Genomic DNA, 19,158 nt, shown 5'->3' on the forward strand with positions numbered 1-19,158 from the left:
CAGGTCTGCGAATTGGTTTGGTGATATCAACGCCGCCGTCCGAAGATCTGCGCGACGGACAAAAGCAGGACCGACAGCACGATCAGGCAGGTCGAGATGGCGGCGATGGTCGGGTCGATCTGGTCGCGCAGCGCATTGAACATGCGGCGTGTCAGCGTCGTGGTCTCGCCTCCCGATATGAACAGCGAAACCACCACCTCGTCGAAGGAGGTGATGAAGGCAAACAGCGCGCCGGAGACGATCGAGAAGCGGATCTGCGGCATCGTTACCTGCCAGAAGGCGGCGATGCGCCCGGCGCCGAGGCTTCGCGCGACGCGCTCCTGGTTCATGTCGTAGGAACGCAGGCCCGACAGCACGGTCAGCACCACCAGCGGCAGCGCCTGCACCGTATGCGCGATGACCAGGCCGGTCAGCGTGTTGTTGAGCCCGATGCGCGCATAGAGGAAAAAGGTGCCGATGCCGATCAGGATCACCGGGATGATCAACGATGCCGTCAGCAGCGCATTGATGGTGCCGTTGAAGCGAAGCGTACCCCGGTTGATCGCATAGGCGGCGGCGGTGCCGAGCGGCGTCGCCACCAGCACCGTCATGACAGCCACCTTGACCGAGACGATGGTTGCATCTCGCCATTCCAGCGACTGGAAATAGCTCTGGTACCAGCGCAGCGACCATTGCTGTGGCGGGAACTGCAGCAGCGTCGAATCCGAGAATGACATGATGACGATGATGACCGAAGGCGCGATCAGGAACAAAAGCACGAGGCCGCCGAGTGCGTAAAGCCACAGGCGTTGCCGGTGCGAGATCGGCAGGCCGATATCTCCACTCATCGCGAACTCCAAACGCCGGTGGTGCGTGCGCCGAGCAGCCATTGGAACAGGCCGAGCAAGGCCAGCGTCACGACCAGCAGCACCACGCCGAGTGCCGCGCCGGCGCCCCAGTTGGAATAGAGGCTGGTGGTCTGTTCCATGCGCATCGCCCACATCACCACCTTGCCGCCGCCCATCAGCGCCGGCGTGACGAAGAAGCCGAGGCAGAGCACGAAGACGATGACCACGCCCGAGGCGAGGCCGGGCAGCGACAGCGGAAAGAAGATCTGCCGGAACGTAGCGGCCGGACTGGCGCCGAGGTTCATGCCGGCGCGCAGGCAGTCGGTGTCGATGGTCTTCATCGAGGCATAGAGCGGCAACACCAGGAACGGCAAAAGGATGTGCGTCATGCCGATGACGACGCCGGAAAGATTGTTGGCGAGCGACAGCGGCTGGCTGATCACGCCGAGGTCGATCAACCAGCTGTTTATCAGGCCCTTGCGTTGCAGGATCACCAGCCAGGCATAGGTGCGCACCAGGACCGAGGTCCAGAACGGCAGGATGACGAAGATCAGGCAGATCGACGCCGCGCGGCGCGGCAGTTGCGACAGCATGTAGGCCAGGGGATAGCCAAGCAGGACGCAGGCGCCGGTGACAATGAACGCGACCTTGAAGGTGGTGATGAAGGTCTTGATGTAGGAGGCCTGCTCGAAGAAACGCGCATAGTTGGCGGCGCTCAAGGCCCCGGACTCGTCGAACAGCGACAGCCAGAACAGCCAGCCGATGGGCACGATGATGATGGCGCCGACGAGGAACAGGCTTGGCGCCAACAGCGCCAGCAGCCTGAGCTGCTCGCGTCGCGCATCGGCGCGCAGCGCCTTGGCGTTGAAATCCTGGCCCGCCGGCCCGGGGCTCTCTTTCAGGAGGGCGGATTGCGCGCTCATCCCTCGGCCGCCACCAGGATCGTGTCCTGCGCGTCGAGGCCGAGCATGATCGGCTGGCCGGGCGCGGGCAGCCTTGCCAGCACATCGCTGCGGCAATAGTCGCGCAGCGTCAGCTGGCGGCCGTCGCGCAGGCTGGCATAGCAGACGAAGCTGTCGCCCTGGTAGATGATGTCGCTGACCGTCGCGTCGAGCACATTGATGCCGTCGGCCAGTTCGGCATTCGCCACCAGCCGCAGCTTTTCCGGCCGCACCACCATCAGATATCGGCCGGGCGCGGGCGAAGGTGCGGTGGTGCGGATCTTCCTGTCTTCATACCAGACCGAACCGTTGCGGCTTTCCACCGGCACGAAATTCGATTCGCCGATGAAGCCGGCGACGAATTGCGTCTTCGGCGACGCGTAGAGGGTTTCGGGCCGGTCGAGCTGTTCGATGCGGCCGCCATTCATGACGGCGATGCGGTCAGACATGGTGATGGCTTCGCGCTGGTCGTGCGTGACATAGACCGTGGTCATGCCAAGACGGCGATGAAGCGCGCGCAGCTCGATCTGCATGTGCTCGCGCAGGCCCTTATCGAGCGCCGACAAGGGTTCATCCATCAAGACGATGCGCGGCTCGAAGACGATGGCGCGCGCCAGCGCCACGCGCTGGCGCTGGCCGCCGGAAAGCTGGTCGACGCGGCGCTCGCCCAGCCCCTGCAATTTTACCAGCTCCAGCGCCTTCTCCACCCGCTGCGCCGTCTCGGCGGCCGCGACGCCGCGCTGTTTCAGGGGGAAGGCGATGTTGTGGAAGACGTTCATATGCGGAAACAGCGCATAGTTCTGGAACACCATGCCGATATTGCGCCTGTGCGGCGGCGTGGTGATGATCTCGTCGCCGCCGACCTTGATGCTCCCGCCATTGGCCCTGACGAAACCGGCCAGGATCATCAGCAGCGTCGTCTTTCCCGAGCCGGAGGGGCCGAGCAAGGTCAGGAACTCGCCGGCCTCGACATCGAGGTTCAGGTTGCGCAGCACCGGCACGCTGCCAAATCTCTTTTCGATCCGGCGCATGCTGATCGGCAGCGCGGATGGTGCAATGGACAAGTTTTTCTCTCCTGGGCAGAAGGCTGAAGGAATAGGGCGGCGCTAGCGCCGCCCCAGGGATTCCGGCCTATTGCTGGATCAGATTGTTGAACTTTTCCGTCGCCTCGACGAGGTTGTCGCGCCAGAACTCGGCATCCTGCAGCACCTGCTTCTTGACGTTTTCGGGCGCCGAGTTGATGTCCTTGATCCGCTCCGGCGGGATCTTGCCGGTCTCGAAGGCCTTTTCGTTTACCGGCCCATTGTCGACATAGAGCGGCAGATTGGCCTGCAACTGCGGGCTGACGAACATCGCCAGTGCCTTCATCGCCGCTTCCTTGTTCTTGGCGCCCTTTGGAATGACCATGCAGTCGGCGGTGAGCACGCCCTGGTCGAAGGAGAAGCTGACCGGCGCGCCTTCCTTCTTCAACGTGCCGGCGCGGCCATTCCAGATGCTCGCCATGTCGACCTCGCCGTCCTTGACCAGCTGCATGGCCTGGGCGCCGGAGGTCCACCAGGCGTCGACATGGCCACGGATCTTGTCGACCGACTTCAGCGCGCCGTCGATGTCGACGGGGTAGACCTTGTCGATCGGCAGGCCCGAAGCGAGCGCGGCGACGCTGAGCGTTTCCGTCGCCTGGCTGCTCGACAGCGCGCGCCGTCCCGGGAATTTTTCCACGTTCCAGAAGTCGGCCCAGGTCTTCGGACCCTTGTCGCCGAAGACGTCGGTCCGGTAGATCAGCACAACGGAGGTGTAGGAAATACCGACCCAGTCGTCATGCACCAGCTTCGGGTTGATGCCACTCTTGTCGATGATGCCGTAGTCGAGCTTTTCGAACAGCCCTTCCTTCGAGCCGCGCGCGCATTCGTCGGCGCCAAGTTCGGTGATGTCCCATTTGACGGCATTGCCGGTCACCTGCAGCCGCACATCGTCGAGGCCGTTGGTGGTGTCTTCCTTGATGGTGATGCCGAGCGCATCGGCGGTCGGCTTGAAGAACGCCTTGGTCTGCGCCTCCTGATAGGTGCCGCCCCATGAGGCGACGGTAATCGTGTCGGCGGCGATGGCGGGCACTGCCGTGGAGGCAATGAGGCCGGCCATCGCGAAAACTCTAAAGCTGGTGATCCTGTTCATTTCGGTTCTCCGACCGGTGTTCCCATTTGTTTTTGATTTGGCATGCGATTTTGTATACAATTTCGAATGTAGCCGAGAGATCGGTGTTGTCAACTGCGACCACACGATCAGTTCGACGCGATGGGACGGGGCCGCAAGGCGTGGCAAATTGCGCCGACTGCGACTACAAACGAGGCAATGTCCGGCCAGAGCGGCCGCAGAACTGGAAACGGAACTTGGCCAAGGAAACCAAAAACACGCTGCGCGACTCGGTCTATTCCGCGCTCAAGGCGATGATCGTGACCGGCCAGATTCCGCCGGGCTCGCGCGTCACCGAAAGCGACATCGCGGCGAAACTCAATGTCAGCCGCACGCCGGTGCGCGAAGCCTTCAACCGGCTTGAGCGCGACGGGCTGGTCACCGGCCGGCCGCGCCAGGGCTATGCCGTCACCGAGTTCGACATCAACATGTTCCGCGAGGCCTTCGACATCCGCGAACTGCTCGACGGCCACGCGACGGAATTGGCGGCGGCCGCCGCGACGGAAAAGGACAAGGCGCGGCTGCGCGCCATGCTGGCCGAATGCGAGCGGCTGGCAGCCATCCCGGATCGCACCACGCGCGAAAAATTCCAGGAACTGGAGGTTGGCATCGACCTGCACCGTGTCATTGCCGAGATCAGCGGCAATGTCATGCTGCACGGCATGCTGTGCGGCATCCTCGACAAGTGCCAGCATTATGTCTGGACCGAACTCTTGTGGCTCGATGAATGGAAGATCGCCCGCGACGAGCATGCCGAGATCGTCGAGGCGATTTGCGCAGGCGACGCCGTCAAGGCCGGCGCCCTGGCGCGCGCGCATGTGCGGGGATCGCGCGAGAACGTGCTGCGCCTCCTGCAGGCGAAATCGGACTATCAGAGTTTCCTGGCCAAGGCCTCCTGAGCGGGGACAGCCCCCGGCCCTACCAGGTCCAGCCGCCCTTTGCGAGCGTCGCCACCGCGTCGACGATGCGGGTGAAGCTCGCGCGGGCGCGGCCGACCGTGTGTCGGGCCCTGAGATAGCCGTGCACCAGGCCGGGCTCCTCGAACCAGGTGGCGCGCCCGCCTGCCGCGACGATGCGGTCGCGATAAGCCTCGCCATCGGATGACAGCGGGTCGCACTCGGCGGTGATCAGCACGGTCGGCGGCAAATTGGCGAAATCGGCGTCGGCCAGCGGCGACAGCGTGATGTCGCCGGTCTGGTCGGTGCCGCCGGTGCGGATATGCTTGTAGAATTCGAGGTCGCGCACCGTCAGCATAGGCGCTTCGGCGTGCGTCACATAGGAGCCGCGCGAGCGATCGCCGCCGAGGCCGGGATAGATCAGCACCTGGCCGATGGGTTTCTTCGCATGGCCGCGCGTCGCGTGCGCGACGGCGGCGCAAAGATTGCCGCCGGCGCTGTCGCCGCACAGCACGACCGGGCGGTTGTAGGTCCCTGCGGCCCATTCGAAGGCGCTCATCGCATCGTCGAAAGCGGCCGGATGCAAATGCTCCGGCGCCAGCCGGTAATCGACCGAGACCACTTCGTGGCCGGTGCGGCCGCAAAGCTCGGCGCAGACATCGTCATGGCTATCCAGACCGCCGAGGATGAAACCACCGCCATGAATGTAGACCACCATCGCCGCATCGTCCGGCCTTGCGTTACGGTAGATGCGGATCGGGATATCGTGCGCGGGCGCGGCAATGGCCGTGGTTTCGGCCGTCACGCCTTGCGGATAGCCGGCAAAGAACTCGCGGCACATCCGGTCATAAATCTCGCGCTGCTGGGTGATCGTGTGGTCGATCGTGTCGGGCGGATAATAGGAATTGGTCCGCTCGATGAAGGCCCAGGTCTCGGCGTCGATGAGGGTTCTGTAGTCGGTCACCGGTGCTGGGTCGATTGGCGCCGTCATCTCCAGTGTCACTTCCCCTTCCACACCGGCTCGCGCTTTTCCGCGAAAGCACGGAACCCCTCCATACCGTCCTCCGACCCATAGAGCGCATCGACGGTCGCCAATTGCCGGCGCGTCACCTTGTTCATCGCATCCTGGAAGGTCAGCGATTCTGCCACCCGGGCCGTCTCCTTGATCGCGGCGAAGACCAGCGGCGGGCCGCTGGCGAGCAGGCGGGCGATCTCCCAGACGCGGTCCTCGAGCTTTTCCTTGGGCAGCACCTCGTTGACAAGGCCCCAGCGATGCGCCTCGGCGACATCCATCCAGCGGCCGGTGAGCAAAAGGTCCATGGCGACATGGTAGGGGATGCGCTTCGGCAGCTTGATCGTCGCGGCGTCGGCCAGCGTGCCGGCGCGGATTTCGGGCAGTGCGAAGGAGGAATGGTCCGAGGCGTAGATGAGATCGCAGGACAGCGCCAGCTCGAAGCCGCCGCCCACCGCCATGCCATTGACGCAGGCGATCACCGGCTTGTTCAGGTCGCGCAATTCCTGCAGGCCGGCAAAGCCGCCGACGCCATAGTCGCCATCGACCGCGTCGCCGGAGGCGGCGGCCTTGAGGTCCCAGCCGGCGCTGAAGAACTTGTCGCCGGCTGTCTTGACGATGGCGACGCGCAGGTTCGGATCGTCGCGGAACGCCTTGAAGGTCTCGCCCATCAGCCGTGAGGTTTTCAGGTCGATCGCATTGGCCTTGGGCCGGTCGAGCGTGACCTCGAGGATCGAGCCCTCGCGGCGGGTCGAAATGACGTCAGACATTCTTGTTTTCTCCAAGCACCAGCAAGGCGTCGGCGATCCAGGCGCCCTTGCCTTCCGAGCAGACGATCAGCGGATTGATGTCGAGTTCCTCGATCTCGCCGGCATTCTGCTGCACGAAACCGGCAATGCCAGCGATCGCGTCGATGGCGGCGGCGACGTCGGCTTTCGGCCGGCCGCGATAGCCTTCGAGCAGCGGGAACAGTTTCAGCCCGCGTAGCGCCGCCTCGATGTCGTCGCGGGTCGCCGGCAGCATCAACGTGACGCTGTCGCGCAGCAGTTCGACCAGCACGCCGCCGGTGCCTAGTGTCATGACAGCGCCGAACATCGGGTCGCGTGTGAAGCCGACGATCAGTTCGGCGACGCCGTCGCGCACCATGCGCTCGACATAGAGCCCGGTGCCGAGCGGCAGAAGATCGTGCGCCGCGGTGCTCACCGATTCGGCGTCCTTGAGGTTGAGCCTGACGGCGCCGACCTCGGATTTGTGGGTGACGCCGAGCGCTTTCAGGGCGACGGGGAAGCCGAGCGCCATCGAGGAGATCACCGCCTCGACCGCATTGCCGGCGCGCTCGCCCCTGGGCACGGGCAGCCCGGCCTTGATCAACCGCGCCTTGGCTTGCGCCTCGTCGGGCGTGACGTGGTCGCCACCGGCGGCTCCAGAAGCGGACGTATCGACCGACTGCGCCTGCGGCTCGCGCCAGGCCCAGCCGATGAAGGCGGCGGCCTGCGCGGCGTCCATCGCTTCCGAAATGCCGAACAAAGGCACCATGCCGCGCGCCATCAGCTCGGCTGTGTATTCCTCGGGCAGGTTCTCGGGCAGCGACGAGACGATGGCGCCATGCGCCTTGTTGGTCTTCAGTGCCGATTCGAAGGCGCGCAACGTCGCCCACCAGTCGGTCACCGAGCAGCGGTCGGGGCGCGGAAAGTCGAGCACCAGCATGTTGAGATCGAAGCCGCCTGACACCATGGCGGTGAAGGTGGCCGTCATCGCCGGCTCGTTGTTCCAGATGAAGGTGTGGTAGTCCAGGGGATTGGCCACCGCGACCAGCGGCCCGAGCGTCGATTTGACGTGGGCGCGATGGGTTTCCGTCAGCACCGGGAAGTTGACCCAGCGACCCTCGGCGCTGTCGGCCATGACCGACGCCTCGCCGCCCGAGCAGCTCATCGACGACAAGGTATAGCCGGGCAACGGCCCGGTGATGTGCAGCAGCTTCAGCGCCTCGATGAAGCTGGGGATGGAATCGACCCGTGCAATGCCGAGCCGCCTGAGGAAGGCGCCGGAGGCAGCGTCCGAGCCGGCGAGCGAGGCGGTGTGCGAGACGGTGGCCTGCCGTGCCTGTTCGGAGCGGCCGACCTTCATTGCGATGATCGGTTTCCTGAGTTCCCGCGCCCGCGCCGCCAGGCGCTCGAAGCCGGCTACCGAGTCGAAGGCCTCGATATGCAGGCCGAGCGAGGTGACGCGCTCGTCCTCGATCAGGCCGAGCGCCATTTCCGACAGTCCGGTCTGCGCCTGGTTGCCGGCGGTCATCAGGAAGGCGATCGGCAGGCCGCGCTTCTGCATCGTCATGTTGATGGCGATGTTGGAGGACTGGGTGATGATGGCGACGCCCTTGCCGCCCTCGTCCAGCCTGATGCCGCCATGCTGGTCGGGCCACAAAAGCGCGCCGTCGGCATAGTTGATCAGGCCGTAGCAGTTCGGCCCGATGATCGGCATCTGGCCGGCGGCCGCGACCAGTTCGGCCTGCAGCCTTTCGCCGTCGTCGTCATAGGCCTCGGTTTCGAGAAATCCGGCGGCAAAACAGACGGCGCCGCCGGCGCCGCGTTCGGCCAGCGCCTTGATCACCTCGATGGTCAAATGCCGGTTGACGCCGACAAAGGCCGCGTCAGGCGCACCCGGCAGGTCCGCGACGGACCGGTAGGCCTTGCGGCCGGCGACCTCGTCCTTGGTCGGATGCACCGGCCAGATCTCGCCGGCAAAACCCATCTTGATCGATTGGGCCACGACGGCGGCGGCTTGCACGCCACCGAACACGGCGATCGATTTCGGGCGCAGGAGACGTTCGAGTTTATGCATGGTCATCTTTTCGTTTTGCGCGCGATCTCAGGACAAACAATCGCGTTTGCCCGACAAAACCGAATTTCGGCTTTGGCGATCATGCTCTAAGCGCCGAACGGACGCAGCAGCGCCCGCGAAATAATATGTCGCTGAATCTCCGACGTGCCTTCCCAGATACGCTCGACCCGGGCGTCGCGCCAGATGCGCTCCAGTGGCAGGTCGTCCATCAGCCCCATGCCGCCATGGATCTGGATCGCCTCGTCGGCGACAAAGGCGAGCATTTCGGTGGCCTTCAGCTTGGCCATGGCCATGTCCTGGTCGGTGACGGTGCCCTGATCGTACTTCCAGCCAGCTTCGAAGACCATCAGGTCGGCGGCCTTGAGTTCCGTCGCCATGTCGGCGAGCTTGAACGACACGCCCTGGAACTTGCCGATCTGCTGGCCGAACTGCTGGCGCTGCGCTGCGTACTCGATGGCATGGCCCAGCGCCCGCTCGGCACGGCCGAGACAGGTGGCCCCGACCTGCAGGCGCGTGGCGCCGAGCCATGAATTGGCGACGTCGAAGCCCTTGTGCACCTCGCCCAGGACCTGGGATGCCGGCAGCCGGCAATCGTCGAATTCGAGGATGGCGTTGGTATAGCCGCGATGCGAGACGTTGCGATAGCCGTCGCGCACGGTGAAACCCTTGGTGCCCTTGTCGACGAAAAAGGCGGTGATCTTCTTGCGCTTGCCACGCGCGGTTTCTTCCTCGCCCGAGGCCATGAAGACGATGGCGAAGTCGGCGAGATCGGCATGGGAGATAAAATGCTTGGTGCCGTTCAGCACCCAGTCGTCGCCGTCCTGCACGGCTGATGCCTTCATGCCGCGCAGGTCGGAGCCGGCGCCGGGCTCGGTCATGGCGAGACAATCCCATTTCTCGCCACGGATGCAGGGGAAAAGATACTTTTCGCGCTGCTCCGGCGTGCCGGCGAGCAGGATGTTGGAGGGGCGCGCCACGCAGGTCCAGTGCAGCGCGTAATTGGCCCGGCCGAGCTCCTTTTCGTAGAGCAGCCAGGTCACCGTATCGAGACCCGCACCGCCGACATCGGCCGGCATGTTGGCTGCATAGAGCCCGGCCTCGATCGCCTTGGCCTTGAGCTCCTCGATCAGCTCGCGGCGCAACACGCCGGTGCGCTCGACCTCGCGCTCATGCGGATAAAGCTCGTTCTCGACGAAGGCGCGCGTCGTCTCGACAATGAGCTTTTGCTCTTCCGAAAGACCGAAATCCATGGTCTCAGCCCTTCTTCTTTTTCTTCGGCTTTTCGGCTTTCTTCACCGGCTTGGCGGCCTTGGCATTTTCCGCCGCCTTTGAAGCCACGGGCTTCTTCGCCGCCAGCTTGGCGAGCTGTTTGGTGTAATCCTTGTGCAGTGCACCGGCGCCCCAGCCCTTGCCCTTGTTCTGCTTCGACAGCGCATCCATGATGGCGACCAGATTGTCGTCGCGGATCTTTTCCAGTTCGCGGATCGACAGGCCACGCGCCTGGTCGTCCGACTGGGTGGCGATCAGGTCGACCAGCTCGTCGTTGAACTCGGGCACGTCCATCAGCTTGGTCCACGGCCATTTCAGGCAGGGCCCGAACTGCGCCATGAAGTGGCGCATGCCGGCTTCGCCGCCGGCGACCCGGTAGACCTGGAACATGCCCATCTGCGCCCAGCGCAGGCCGAAGCCGTAGCGCATGATGTCGTCGAGTTCCTCGACCGTGCAGATGCCGTCCTTGATCAGCCACAGCGCCTCGCGCCAGGCGGCTTCGAGCAGGCGGTCGCCGACGAAAGCCTCGATTTCCTTGCGGATCACGACCGGCTTCATGCCTATCGAGGCGTAGATTTCCTTGGCGACCTCGATCGCCTCGGGGAAGGTCTGGTCGCCGCCGACGATCTCGACCAGCGGCAGCAGGTAGACCGGGTTGAACGGATGGCCGACGACCAACCGCTCCGGATGCTTCTTCATCGCCACCTGCATGTCGGTCGGCTTGATGCCTGATGTGGACGAGCCGACAATGGCATTGGCCGGCGCATGCGCGTCGATCTCGGCCAGCACGCGGTGCTTGAGGTCGAGCCGTTCCGGCACGCTTTCCTGGATGAAATCGGCGTCGGCCACCGCTTCGGCGATGGTCTTGGCGAAGGTGAGCTTGCCCTCCTTGGGCAGGCCGCCGGGCACCATCTGCCTGTAGGCGCGGCGCGCGCCTTTCATCACTTCCGAGACCTTGCGCGAGGCTTCGGGATCGGGATCGAAAATGGAGACGTCGATGCCGTTCAAGAGCAGCCGCGCCACCCAGCCGGCGCCGATGACACCGCCGCCGATGGCGGCCGCCTTGTTGATGATGCTCATGCGGAAGCTCCGGTTCTTGTGCTGGCTGTCTGGGGATCGGTGAGGGGCACGCGCTCGCCGGCGCGGATCACCGAGGGGTCGTAGGCCTTGCGGGCGAAGACTTCGAGAACGAAGGGCCGGAAGAACTCGATCGGCAACGTCTCGTAATCGGGATCGAAGCTCGACTGGTCCCAGCGCTCGCAAAACTGGTCGCAATCGTCGAAATAGGCATGGCCGGCGAAGCGGTCGCGCGCCTGCCTGTTGCCGCCGAGATGATGGGCGTAATAGAGCCGCTGGAAGTCGCCGTGCTTTTCCACCACCCAGGTGCATTGCTCGCGCACGAAGGGTTTCAGGATCGACGCGGCGTATTCGTCGTGATTGTAGGGCGCGTAGATATCGCCGATATCGTGCAGCAGGGCGCAGGCGATCCAGTCGGTGTCGGCGCCATCGCGCCAGGCCCGTGTCGCCGCCTGCAGCGAATGGCCGAGCCGGGTGATCTTGTAGCCGGACAGGCCTTCGTCGAGCTGGACCAGGGCATCGAGCAGCCGGTCGCCCGTCCTGGCGGCATAGTCGATTTCATGAGCGGTCAGGAACTCGTAATCGTCCCTGTCGCCATCCTTCATCGCGGTGAATTTTACGGTTGTCATGATCAGCCTCGCCTTACGCAGCTGCAGCTATCGGCGCCCGCTTGGTCAGGTTGAGCTTCTTGCGCACCTCTTCCGGCCCAAGAATCCTGGCGCCGAGGTTGGTGACGATCGAGGCGGCGCGCTCGACCAGTTGCGCGTTGGTCGCCAGCACGCCCTTGTCGAGCCAGAGATTGTCCTCAAGCCCGACGCGGACATTGCCGCCGGCGAGCACCGCCGCCGCGGCATAGGCCATCTGGTTGCGGCCGATGGCGAAGGCCGACCAGTTCCAGGTCGACGGCACGTTGTTGACCATGGCCATGAAGGTGTTGAGGTCGTCGGGCGCACCCCACGGCACGCCCATGCAGAGCTGTACCAGCGCGTCGGCGTTGAGCACTTTTTCCTCGACCAGCTGCTTGGCGAACCACAGATGGCCGGTGTCGAAGGCCTCGATCTCCGGCTTGACGCCCAGCGCCGTCATCATGCCGCCCATGGCGCGCAGCATGCCGGGCGTGTTGGTCATCACATAGTCGGCCTCGGCGAAATTCATCGTGCCGCAGTCGAGCGTGCAGATTTCCGGCAGGCACTGGCGCACGTGCTCCATGCGGTTGGTGGCGCCGCCCATGTCGGTGCCTTTTTCGTTGAGCGGCAGCGGTGCTTCCGGCGAGCCGAACACCATGTCGCCGCCCATGCCGGCGGTGAGGTTCAGGATGACGTCGACGTCCGCCGCGCGGATGCGCTCGGTCACCTCGCGGTAGAGATGCACGTCGCGCCGGGGCTTACCGGTTTCGGGATCGCGCACATGGCAATGGACGATGGCCGCACCCGCCTTGGCCGCATCGATGGCCGAATCGGCGATCTGCTTGGGTGAGCGCGGCACATGCGGGCTGCGATCCTGCGAACCGCCGGAACCGGTCACGGCACAGGTAATGAAGACCTCACGGTTCATCGCAAGCGGCATCGGAACTTTCCTCCCATTCGAACAGGCACCAAGCATCGCTTGCCTTGATCGAAACTGCTTTGCGTTTTACGAAGATGATATGATCAAAAGCGAAAAATCTGTCTTTCGCGCCGAACGCGAGACCCTCAAGGTGACGTTCCTGGTGTTTTCCGGGTCGTCCATCATGTGCGTCGCCTCGGCCGTCGACCCGTTGCGCGCCGCCAACCGCATCTCCGGCGAGACCCTGTTCGATTTCAAGCTGGTCTCGGTCACCGGCGAGGCGCCGGTCACCACATGCGGCCTGCCGGTGGCGGTCAGCGGCCGTTTCGACGCGGCCGAGCCAACCGACGTTCTCGTCGTCGTCGCCGGTTTCGGCACCCAGAATTACGCGACGTCGGCTCTGCTTTCAGGGTTGCGGAGGGCGGCGCGCGCGGCCCGCGCCTGCGGCGGCGTCGAGGCCGGCACCTGGCTGGTGGCGCGTGCCGGCTTGCTCGAAGGGCGCAGCGCCACCACCCATTGGGAGGACATGGAGGATTTTTCCTCGGCCTTTCCCGGCGTCGACGTCCGGCCGGACCGCTATGTCATCGACGGGCCGGTGTTCACCTCGGGCGGCGCCTCGCCGACCTTCGACCTGATGCTGCATCTCATTCGCACGCGGCTCGGCATGGCCGTGGCGCTCGATGTCGCCAGCGTCTTCATCTACGACCAGGCCCGTGCCGCGACCGATGCGCAGCCGCTGGTCTCGCTCGGCCGGCTCGACGGCTACGATCCGCGCCTGGCGCAGGCTATCCGGCTGATGGAATCGCATGTCGACCAGCCGCTGACCATAGAAGCGGTCGCCAAGCGCGCCGGTGTGACGGCGCGGACCCTGGAGAGCATCTTTCGAAAGTCGATCGGCGAGACGCCGGGCGCCTATTATCTCAGGCTGCGGCTGGGCGCCGCGCGCCGGCTCGTGGTCGACACGCGGATCGCCATGGCCGACATTGCCGGGCGGACGGGTTTTTCGTCCGCCGCGGCCTTTTCGAGAGCCTTTTCGAGAGCTTTTGGCGAAGCCCCTGTCAGGCTTCGCCGCGGTTGATTAGGGCCGGGGTCGATTCGGGAATCAGGCAGCATTCTGGCGGTCGCTGCCGCCGTCGATCTGCGAGCGCATCTGCCGTGCGAGATGGGTCTCCAAGCGGCTGGCGACGGCGCGGTCCCATTCGTTGGTGCGGCGCGCGCCATCCCGGGGATGCGGCATGGCCATCAGCCGGTCGATGATCGAGCCGGCCGCTTCAGGTGAGAGCAGGGCGTCGATTTCACGTTCGTTCTGCATCGGGTCGCCTCCTTCTTCCTCTCCCGCCACGAGCGATATCTATACGAGATTCGTGACGGCAGTTTGAAGGCAGGGGCGAGGTCATTGAGAGGCGGCAAGGGCAAAACCTTGTCGTCGATTTCAGCATGGCGCGCAAAAGGTTTCCGCGCGCCAAGCTTTCGAATCGCATAGTACGCCGGCTTGGATTGCCGACGGTCAGGCAGCGTCAGACGTAGCGGTTGACGATGTTTTCCAGCAGTTCCTGGCGGCCGGAGCGCGGCTGCGGCTCGATCTTCTTCTTCACCACGCGCTCGGCGATCTCCTCCAGCGTGCGCTTGCCCGCAAGCATCGCCTTGGCCTCGGCGCTGTTCCAGCCGGCATAGCGCTCCGCCAGCGGGCCAGACAGCGCCTTGTCTTCGACCATCCTGGCTGCCGCCTTGAGGCCGCGCGCGCAAGAATCCATGCCGCCGATATGGCCGATCAGCAGATCCTGCGGGTCGAGCGACTGGCGGCGCAACTTGGCGTCGAAATTGGTGCCGCCGGTCTTGAAGCCGCCGGCCTGCAGGACCTGGTAATAAGCAAGCGCCATCTCAGGCACGTTGTTGGGAAACTGGTCGGTGTCCCAGCCCGACTGGTAGTCGTTGCGGTTCATGTCGATCGAGCCGAAGATCCCCAGCGCATTGGCCAGCGCCAGTTCGTGCTCGAAGGAATGGCCGGCGAGGATGGCATGGCCCTGCTCGATGTTGAGCTTGACCTCCTTCTCGAGACCGAAGCGCTTGAGGAAGCCGTAAACGGTCGCGACATCATAGTCGTACTGGTGCTTTGTCGGCTCCTGCGGCTTCGGTTCGATCAGGATGGTGCCCTTGAAACCGATCTTGTGCTTGTAGTCGACGACGAGGTTGAGGAAACGGCCGGCCTGTTCCTGCTCGCGGGCAAGGTCGGTGTTGAGCAGCGTCTCATAGCCCTCGCGCCCGCCCCACAGCACGTAGTTCTCGCCCTTCAGCCGCTTGGTGACGTCGATGCAGCTCTTCACCGTCGCTGCCGCGTAGGCGAAGACATCCGGATCGGGATTGGTCGCCGCGCCCGACATGAAGCGGCGGTTTGAGAACAGGTTGGCCGTACCCCAGAGAAGCTTGACGCCGGTCTGCTTCATCTTGCCGGCGAAATAATCGGCGATTTCATCGAGCCGGGCCGCACTTTCGGAGAAATCCTTGCCCTCTGGCCGCACATCGGCGTCGTGGAAGCAGAAATAGGGAGCGCCGAGCAACGAGAACATCTCGAAGGCGACATCCGCCTTCAGCTTCGCCAATTCCATCGTGTCGACGCCGCCGGCCTTGGGGAACCAGGGACGGTCGAAGGTCTGGCCGCCGAACGGGTCGCCGCCCGGCCAGGCGAAGGAATGCCAGTAGGCGACGGCAAAGCGCAGATGGTCTTCCAGTCGCTTGCCGGCGACCATTTCGTCGGGATTGTAGAAACGATAGGCCAGCGGATTGGTCGAATCCGGTCCTTCATATTTGATTGTCTGGATGTCGCCGAAAAATCCGCTGCTCATGGGTTCTCTTCCTCTCCAAGATAGTTTTGCCCGATTACCTCAGGCGTAATTGGTTTCACGCCGGTGCTGGTCGAAAACGGTCCTGTCAAAACCGCCAAACGAAGGAGACAGACCATGACCGACCTCACCACGATCGCCCAGAACTACATCACCGTCTGGAACGAGAGCGACGCCGACCGCCGGGCAGCCTTGCTCAAGGCTGTTTTCACCGAAGACGTCAGCTATCGCGATCCGCTCATGCAGGGCGACGGCCATGAAGGCATCGCGGCGCTGATCGACGGCGTCCAGCAGCGCTTTGCCGGCTTCCGCTTCTCGCTTAAGGGCACGCCGGACGGCTTTGCCGACAAAATCCGATTTTCCTGGAATCTCGGGCCGGAGGGGGTCCCGTCCGTCATCGAAGGCACTGATATCGGTCTCATCGAGGACGGCCGCCTGAAGAGCGTCACCGGGTTTCTGGACAAGGTGCCGGCGCAGTGAGACTAACTTAGGAAGAGAGGTGCGAGGCGCCCCCCTCTGCCCTGCCGGGCATCTCCCCCTCGAGGGGGGAGATTGGCTGGCTTTTCCGGCTTCGCAAATTGCCAGCCCATCAAGATTGGCTGAGCCGTCGACGCTGCTAATCTCCCCCCTTGCGGGGGAGATGCCCGGCAGGGCAGAGGGGGGCGCCTCGCGCCAAATCACGCGGTTACAGCCCTGATCGCCGGATACAACGCCCGGTAGCGTTGATAGGCATCGGTATACGCCCCACCAAGACCAGCATCCGGTTCGATCGTCGCATCCGTCCTTGGCGCCGTGCACACGGCCAGCGGATCGGCGCCCGTCGCCGCGATCAGCCCGAGCCTTGCCGCACCAAACGCAGCCCCGAAATCGCCATCGGCGGGGATGTCGATCGGCAGCTGCAGCGCGGTGGCGATGGCCTTCAGCCAGTAGCGCGAGCGCGAGCCGCCGCCGATCGCGGTCACCCGCGTCAAGCTGGTGCCGGCCGTCTTCAGCGCTTCGAGGCTGTCGCGGAAGGCGAAGGCGACGCCTTCGAGCACGGCCTGGGTCAGCACGGCGCGGCTGGATTCATGCGCCAGGCCGGTGAAGGAACCGCGAATGGCGGAATCATTGTGCGGCGTGCGCTCGCCCGAGAGATAGGGCAGGAAGGACAGGCCGCTCGGCGCTTTCAGCGTCTCCCCGAGTTCCCCGGTCAACTCGCCGGCGCCCTTGCCGGTGATTTCCGACAGCCAGTTGAGCGAATCGGTCGCCGACAGGATGACGCCCATCTGGTGCCAGGTGTTTGGCAGCGCATGGCAGAATGTGTGCACCGCGCTTGCCGGGTTGGGCAGATAGGATGCGTTGGCGGCAAACAGCACGCCCGACGTGCCGAGCGAAACAAAAGCGTGGCCGGCGCCGACCATGCCCATGCCGCAGGCGGAAGCCGCGTTGTCGCCGGCGCCGCCAGCCACCGGAATGCCGGCCGCGATGCCCCATTTGGACGCCAATTCGGCGCGCAGGCCGCCGGCCTTCGCGGTGCCCTCGACCAGCGACGGCATGTGTTTCTCGTCTAGCGATGTCGCGGCGAGCAGTTCTGGTGACCAGCGGCGCTTGCCGACATCGAGCCAGGACGTACCGGCCGAGTCGGACATTTCCGACATATGTTCGCCGGTCAGCCAGAGCCGCAGGAAATCCTTCGGCAACAGCACTTTTGCCACCTTGGCGAAGACGGCGGGTTCGTTGTTCTTCACCCAGGCGAGCTTGGGCGCGGTGAAACCGGGAAAGACGATGTTGCCGGTGAGAGCGCGGAAGCGCGGATCGGCGTCGAGTGCCGCCGCCTCGACATGGCTGCGCGTGTCGTTCCACAGGATGCAGGGGCGCAGCACCTGATCGGCGGCATCGAGCAAGGTCGCGCCATGCATCTGGCCGGAGAGGCCGATGCCTTTCACCGCCGCGACCTGTGCCGGATGAGAAGCTTTCAGCTCGGCGATCGCGTCCTCGCAGGCGCGTATCCAGTGTAGCGGGTCCTGCTCGGACCAGCCGGGATGCGGCCGCGAGACATCAAGTGAGCCATGGCCGGAGCCGATGACGCCCTGTCCGGCATCGATCAGCAGCGCCTTGACGCCCGACGTGCCCAGGTCGAGGCCGAGATACATGGTTTCCTCCCACGTTCTTATTTTTTTCGGAGCCCGAAAAATATGCTTCAGCCAATTTTTAAGGCAAGAACCGTCGCGGGTCAATTCTCCGACAAATCGGCCGCACGCCGTGAAAGGAGCGCCGACAGCGGACTGTCGGGTCGCGCCATCGACCGTTCCGCCGCGAGCGCCCTGGCAAGCGCAGCGTCACCGGCGCGCAGGGCCGCCTCGATCAGCGTCAAATCGATGACGTCGCGCTGCGCGTGGCTGCCGCCGAAACGGTGGGCGATCGCCCGGATTGGCCGGATCAGGCGCACGGTCTCGGCATAATTGCCATCACCGAACGCCTTGATGGCGAGCGTCAGGGGATGGCCGACATCCCTTGTGAAGGCCGCATTGTCGTCGTTGCCGTGCATGGCCTCGCCCTGGGTCTCGAGCAAGGTCCGGGCCGGGCCATCGAGCCCGGCGCCGACAAACGCCATCATTGCGTGGACATCGTTGAAGGCATAGTTGCCGGCGCCGGCCTTGCGCCAGTTGGCGGCGATTGCCGTCCAGCGGTCGCCGACATCGATGCCGCCAAGATAGAGTCGCCACAGGATTGCCGAGGCATCGACCATGTTGAGCGCCATCGTCGATGGCACTCTGTAGATGGGGCCGTCATAGAGCGCCAGCACTTCGTCGGTCTCGCCGAGATCATAGTGGAACAGCGCCAGGTGCCACCAATTGTGCACCTGCAGGAAGCTCTCCCTCGTCCAGGCTTCGGGATTGGCACGCATCCAGGCAATGCCGTCCCTTTGCCGGCTTTGCATTTCCATGACATGGGCGACGGCATGCTGCGCCCAGCCGTCGCGCGGCTCGATATCGACAGCCGCGCGGCCAAGCTGCTCGGCCCTGACATAGTCCCCCATTTCCTCCAGCCCGAACGCCTGCATGCCAAGCATGGCGTGGTATCCGGACATGCCGCTTTGCCAGGATGGCAGGGCACGGGCGATGCGGTCGCGCAGCATGCGGGCATTGCCGGTGAAGAAATCGATCTGATGGCCCACCTGCAGCGCCAGCCCGTCGCGCGGGGTCTCGATGGCGATGTCCTCGAGAATGCGGCTGGCTTGATGCCAACGCCCGTTGGCGAGGTGGCCAAGGGCTGAAACATGCGCCTGCTCGCGGGTCGTCGCGGCAAGCGGCAGCGCCGCCTCGTGGCAAGCCTTGGCCACGGCCGTCGCCTCGCGCTCGGTGGCGAGCCCGAAGAGATAGCCCTTGAAGACATGCGCCATGACGAAGCCGGGATCTTCCGCGATGGCGCGGTCGATGGAGGCGACGGGATCGCCGATAAAGCACAGCAGTTCACGCACCGCCTGGCCATAGGGCGTGAACCCTGCCTCCGTTGCGCCTGAAAATGCGAGACCGGATGCGTCCTTGATTGCCATGCCATATCCTTTGATCGACCCGTGACAGGGCCTCGATCCTTCGGCCCAAGGCGATCCTAGTACATGGGCCACGGACACGCCAACCGCGTGCTAGCCCGGTTTAGTCCACTAGTCTTTCCAGTTCATCAACCATGAGAAGCAGATTAGGCTTTGTAAAACCGAACGAATTGTGGCTTCATTGCGGC

The 19,158-nt window shown here is 64.4% G+C and carries 18 protein-coding genes; 3 read left to right on the forward strand and 15 right to left on the reverse strand.

Annotated features, from left to right (window positions below; translation table 11 throughout):
- Nucleotides 1–26: 26 nt before the first annotated feature.
- The 4 genes from LB569_RS30555 to LB569_RS30570 all read right to left on the reverse strand — a co-directional run bounded on the left by LB569_RS30555 (nt 27) and on the right by LB569_RS30570 (nt 3,940).
- A complete protein-coding gene (locus LB569_RS30555; protein WP_140703329.1) occupies nt 27–827 on the reverse strand; it encodes an ABC transporter permease in 801 nt (266 codons plus the stop codon).
- Nucleotides 824–1,750, reverse strand: coding sequence for an ABC transporter permease (locus tag LB569_RS30560; protein WP_224539584.1), 927 nt, complete (start codon nt 1,748–1,750; stop codon nt 824–826). Before LB569_RS30560 ends, LB569_RS30555 begins: the two co-directional genes overlap by 4 nt.
- Nucleotides 1,747–2,832, reverse strand: a complete 1,086-nt coding sequence (locus tag LB569_RS30565) for an ABC transporter ATP-binding protein (protein WP_224695239.1) — start codon at nt 2,830–2,832, stop codon at nt 1,747–1,749. Before LB569_RS30565 ends, LB569_RS30560 begins: the two co-directional genes overlap by 4 nt.
- Before the next feature lie 67 nt (nt 2,833–2,899).
- Nucleotides 2,900–3,940, reverse strand: a complete 1,041-nt coding sequence (locus tag LB569_RS30570) for an ABC transporter substrate-binding protein (protein ID WP_224695240.1) — start codon at nt 3,938–3,940, stop codon at nt 2,900–2,902.
- 215 nt (nt 3,941–4,155) lie between these two features.
- On the opposite strand from LB569_RS30570, the gene LB569_RS30575 reads away from it, so the two are divergent.
- On the forward strand, nt 4,156–4,857 hold the full coding sequence (locus LB569_RS30575) for a GntR family transcriptional regulator (RefSeq protein ID WP_224695241.1): 702 nt from the start codon (nt 4,156–4,158) through the stop codon (nt 4,855–4,857).
- 19 nt (nt 4,858–4,876) lie between these two features.
- Here the strand turns inward: LB569_RS30575 and LB569_RS30580 are convergent, their stop codons facing one another.
- The 7 genes from LB569_RS30580 to LB569_RS30610 all read right to left on the reverse strand — a co-directional run bounded on the left by LB569_RS30580 (nt 4,877) and on the right by LB569_RS30610 (nt 12,619).
- Complete coding sequence (locus LB569_RS30580) at nt 4,877–5,818, reverse strand: alpha/beta hydrolase (protein ID WP_224539814.1); 942 nt, start codon at nt 5,816–5,818, stop codon at nt 4,877–4,879.
- Nucleotides 5,819–5,853: 35 nt separating this feature from the next.
- Complete coding sequence (locus LB569_RS30585; RefSeq protein ID WP_224695242.1) at nt 5,854–6,636, reverse strand: carnitinyl-CoA dehydratase; 783 nt, start codon at nt 6,634–6,636, stop codon at nt 5,854–5,856.
- Nucleotides 6,629–8,707, reverse strand: a complete 2,079-nt coding sequence (locus LB569_RS30590) for an acetate--CoA ligase family protein (protein WP_224695258.1) — start codon at nt 8,705–8,707, stop codon at nt 6,629–6,631. The genes LB569_RS30585 and LB569_RS30590 overlap by 8 nt, the downstream gene beginning before the upstream one ends.
- Before the next feature lie 86 nt (nt 8,708–8,793).
- Complete coding sequence (locus LB569_RS30595; RefSeq protein WP_140703317.1) at nt 8,794–9,957, reverse strand: acyl-CoA dehydrogenase family protein; 1,164 nt, start codon at nt 9,955–9,957, stop codon at nt 8,794–8,796.
- Nucleotides 9,958–9,961: 4 nt separating this feature from the next.
- A complete protein-coding gene (locus LB569_RS30600) occupies nt 9,962–11,056 on the reverse strand; it encodes a carnitine 3-dehydrogenase (protein WP_224695243.1) in 1,095 nt (364 codons plus the stop codon).
- Nucleotides 11,053–11,682 (reverse strand): HD domain-containing protein, encoded by a 630-nt coding sequence (locus LB569_RS30605; protein WP_224695244.1) that lies wholly within the window; start codon nt 11,680–11,682, stop codon nt 11,053–11,055. The genes LB569_RS30600 and LB569_RS30605 overlap by 4 nt, the downstream gene beginning before the upstream one ends.
- 13 nt (nt 11,683–11,695) lie before the next feature.
- Nucleotides 11,696–12,619 carry a 3-keto-5-aminohexanoate cleavage protein gene (locus tag LB569_RS30610; RefSeq protein WP_224695245.1) on the reverse strand — a complete coding sequence of 308 codons (924 nt, stop codon included), beginning with the start codon at nt 12,617–12,619 and terminating at the stop codon, nt 11,696–11,698.
- Between the two features lie 79 nt (nt 12,620–12,698).
- On the opposite strand from LB569_RS30610, the gene LB569_RS30615 reads away from it, so the two are divergent.
- Nucleotides 12,699–13,676 (forward strand): GlxA family transcriptional regulator, encoded by a 978-nt coding sequence (locus LB569_RS30615; RefSeq protein WP_224539567.1) that lies wholly within the window; start codon nt 12,699–12,701, stop codon nt 13,674–13,676.
- Between the two features lie 24 nt (nt 13,677–13,700).
- Here LB569_RS30615 and LB569_RS30620 read toward each other — a convergent pair whose 3' ends face one another.
- Both LB569_RS30620 and xylA read right to left on the reverse strand, forming a co-directional pair.
- Nucleotides 13,701–13,910 (reverse strand): hypothetical protein, encoded by a 210-nt coding sequence (locus LB569_RS30620; protein ID WP_224695246.1) that lies wholly within the window; start codon nt 13,908–13,910, stop codon nt 13,701–13,703.
- 205 nt (nt 13,911–14,115) lie between these two features.
- A complete protein-coding gene (gene xylA / locus LB569_RS30625; RefSeq protein ID WP_224695247.1) occupies nt 14,116–15,441 on the reverse strand; it encodes a xylose isomerase in 1,326 nt (441 codons plus the stop codon).
- A gap of 114 nt (nt 15,442–15,555) precedes the next feature.
- Between xylA and LB569_RS30630 the strand changes: the two genes are divergently transcribed.
- The gene (locus LB569_RS30630) at nt 15,556–15,918 is read left to right on the forward strand and encodes a nuclear transport factor 2 family protein (RefSeq protein ID WP_224695248.1); all 363 of its coding nucleotides are present in this window, start codon (nt 15,556–15,558) and stop codon (nt 15,916–15,918) included.
- A gap of 197 nt (nt 15,919–16,115) precedes the next feature.
- Here LB569_RS30630 and xylB read toward each other — a convergent pair whose 3' ends face one another.
- A complete protein-coding gene (xylB, locus tag LB569_RS30635; protein WP_224695249.1) occupies nt 16,116–17,570 on the reverse strand; it encodes a xylulokinase in 1,455 nt (484 codons plus the stop codon).
- A gap of 80 nt (nt 17,571–17,650) precedes the next feature.
- The gene (locus LB569_RS30640; RefSeq protein WP_224695250.1) at nt 17,651–18,973 is read right to left on the reverse strand and encodes a tetratricopeptide repeat protein; all 1,323 of its coding nucleotides are present in this window, start codon (nt 18,971–18,973) and stop codon (nt 17,651–17,653) included.
- Nucleotides 18,974–19,158: the final 185 nt, after the last annotated feature.

The sequence above is a fragment of the Mesorhizobium sp. BH1-1-4 genome (genome assembly GCF_020165665.1).
Lineage (GTDB): Bacteria > Pseudomonadota > Alphaproteobacteria > Rhizobiales > Rhizobiaceae > Mesorhizobium.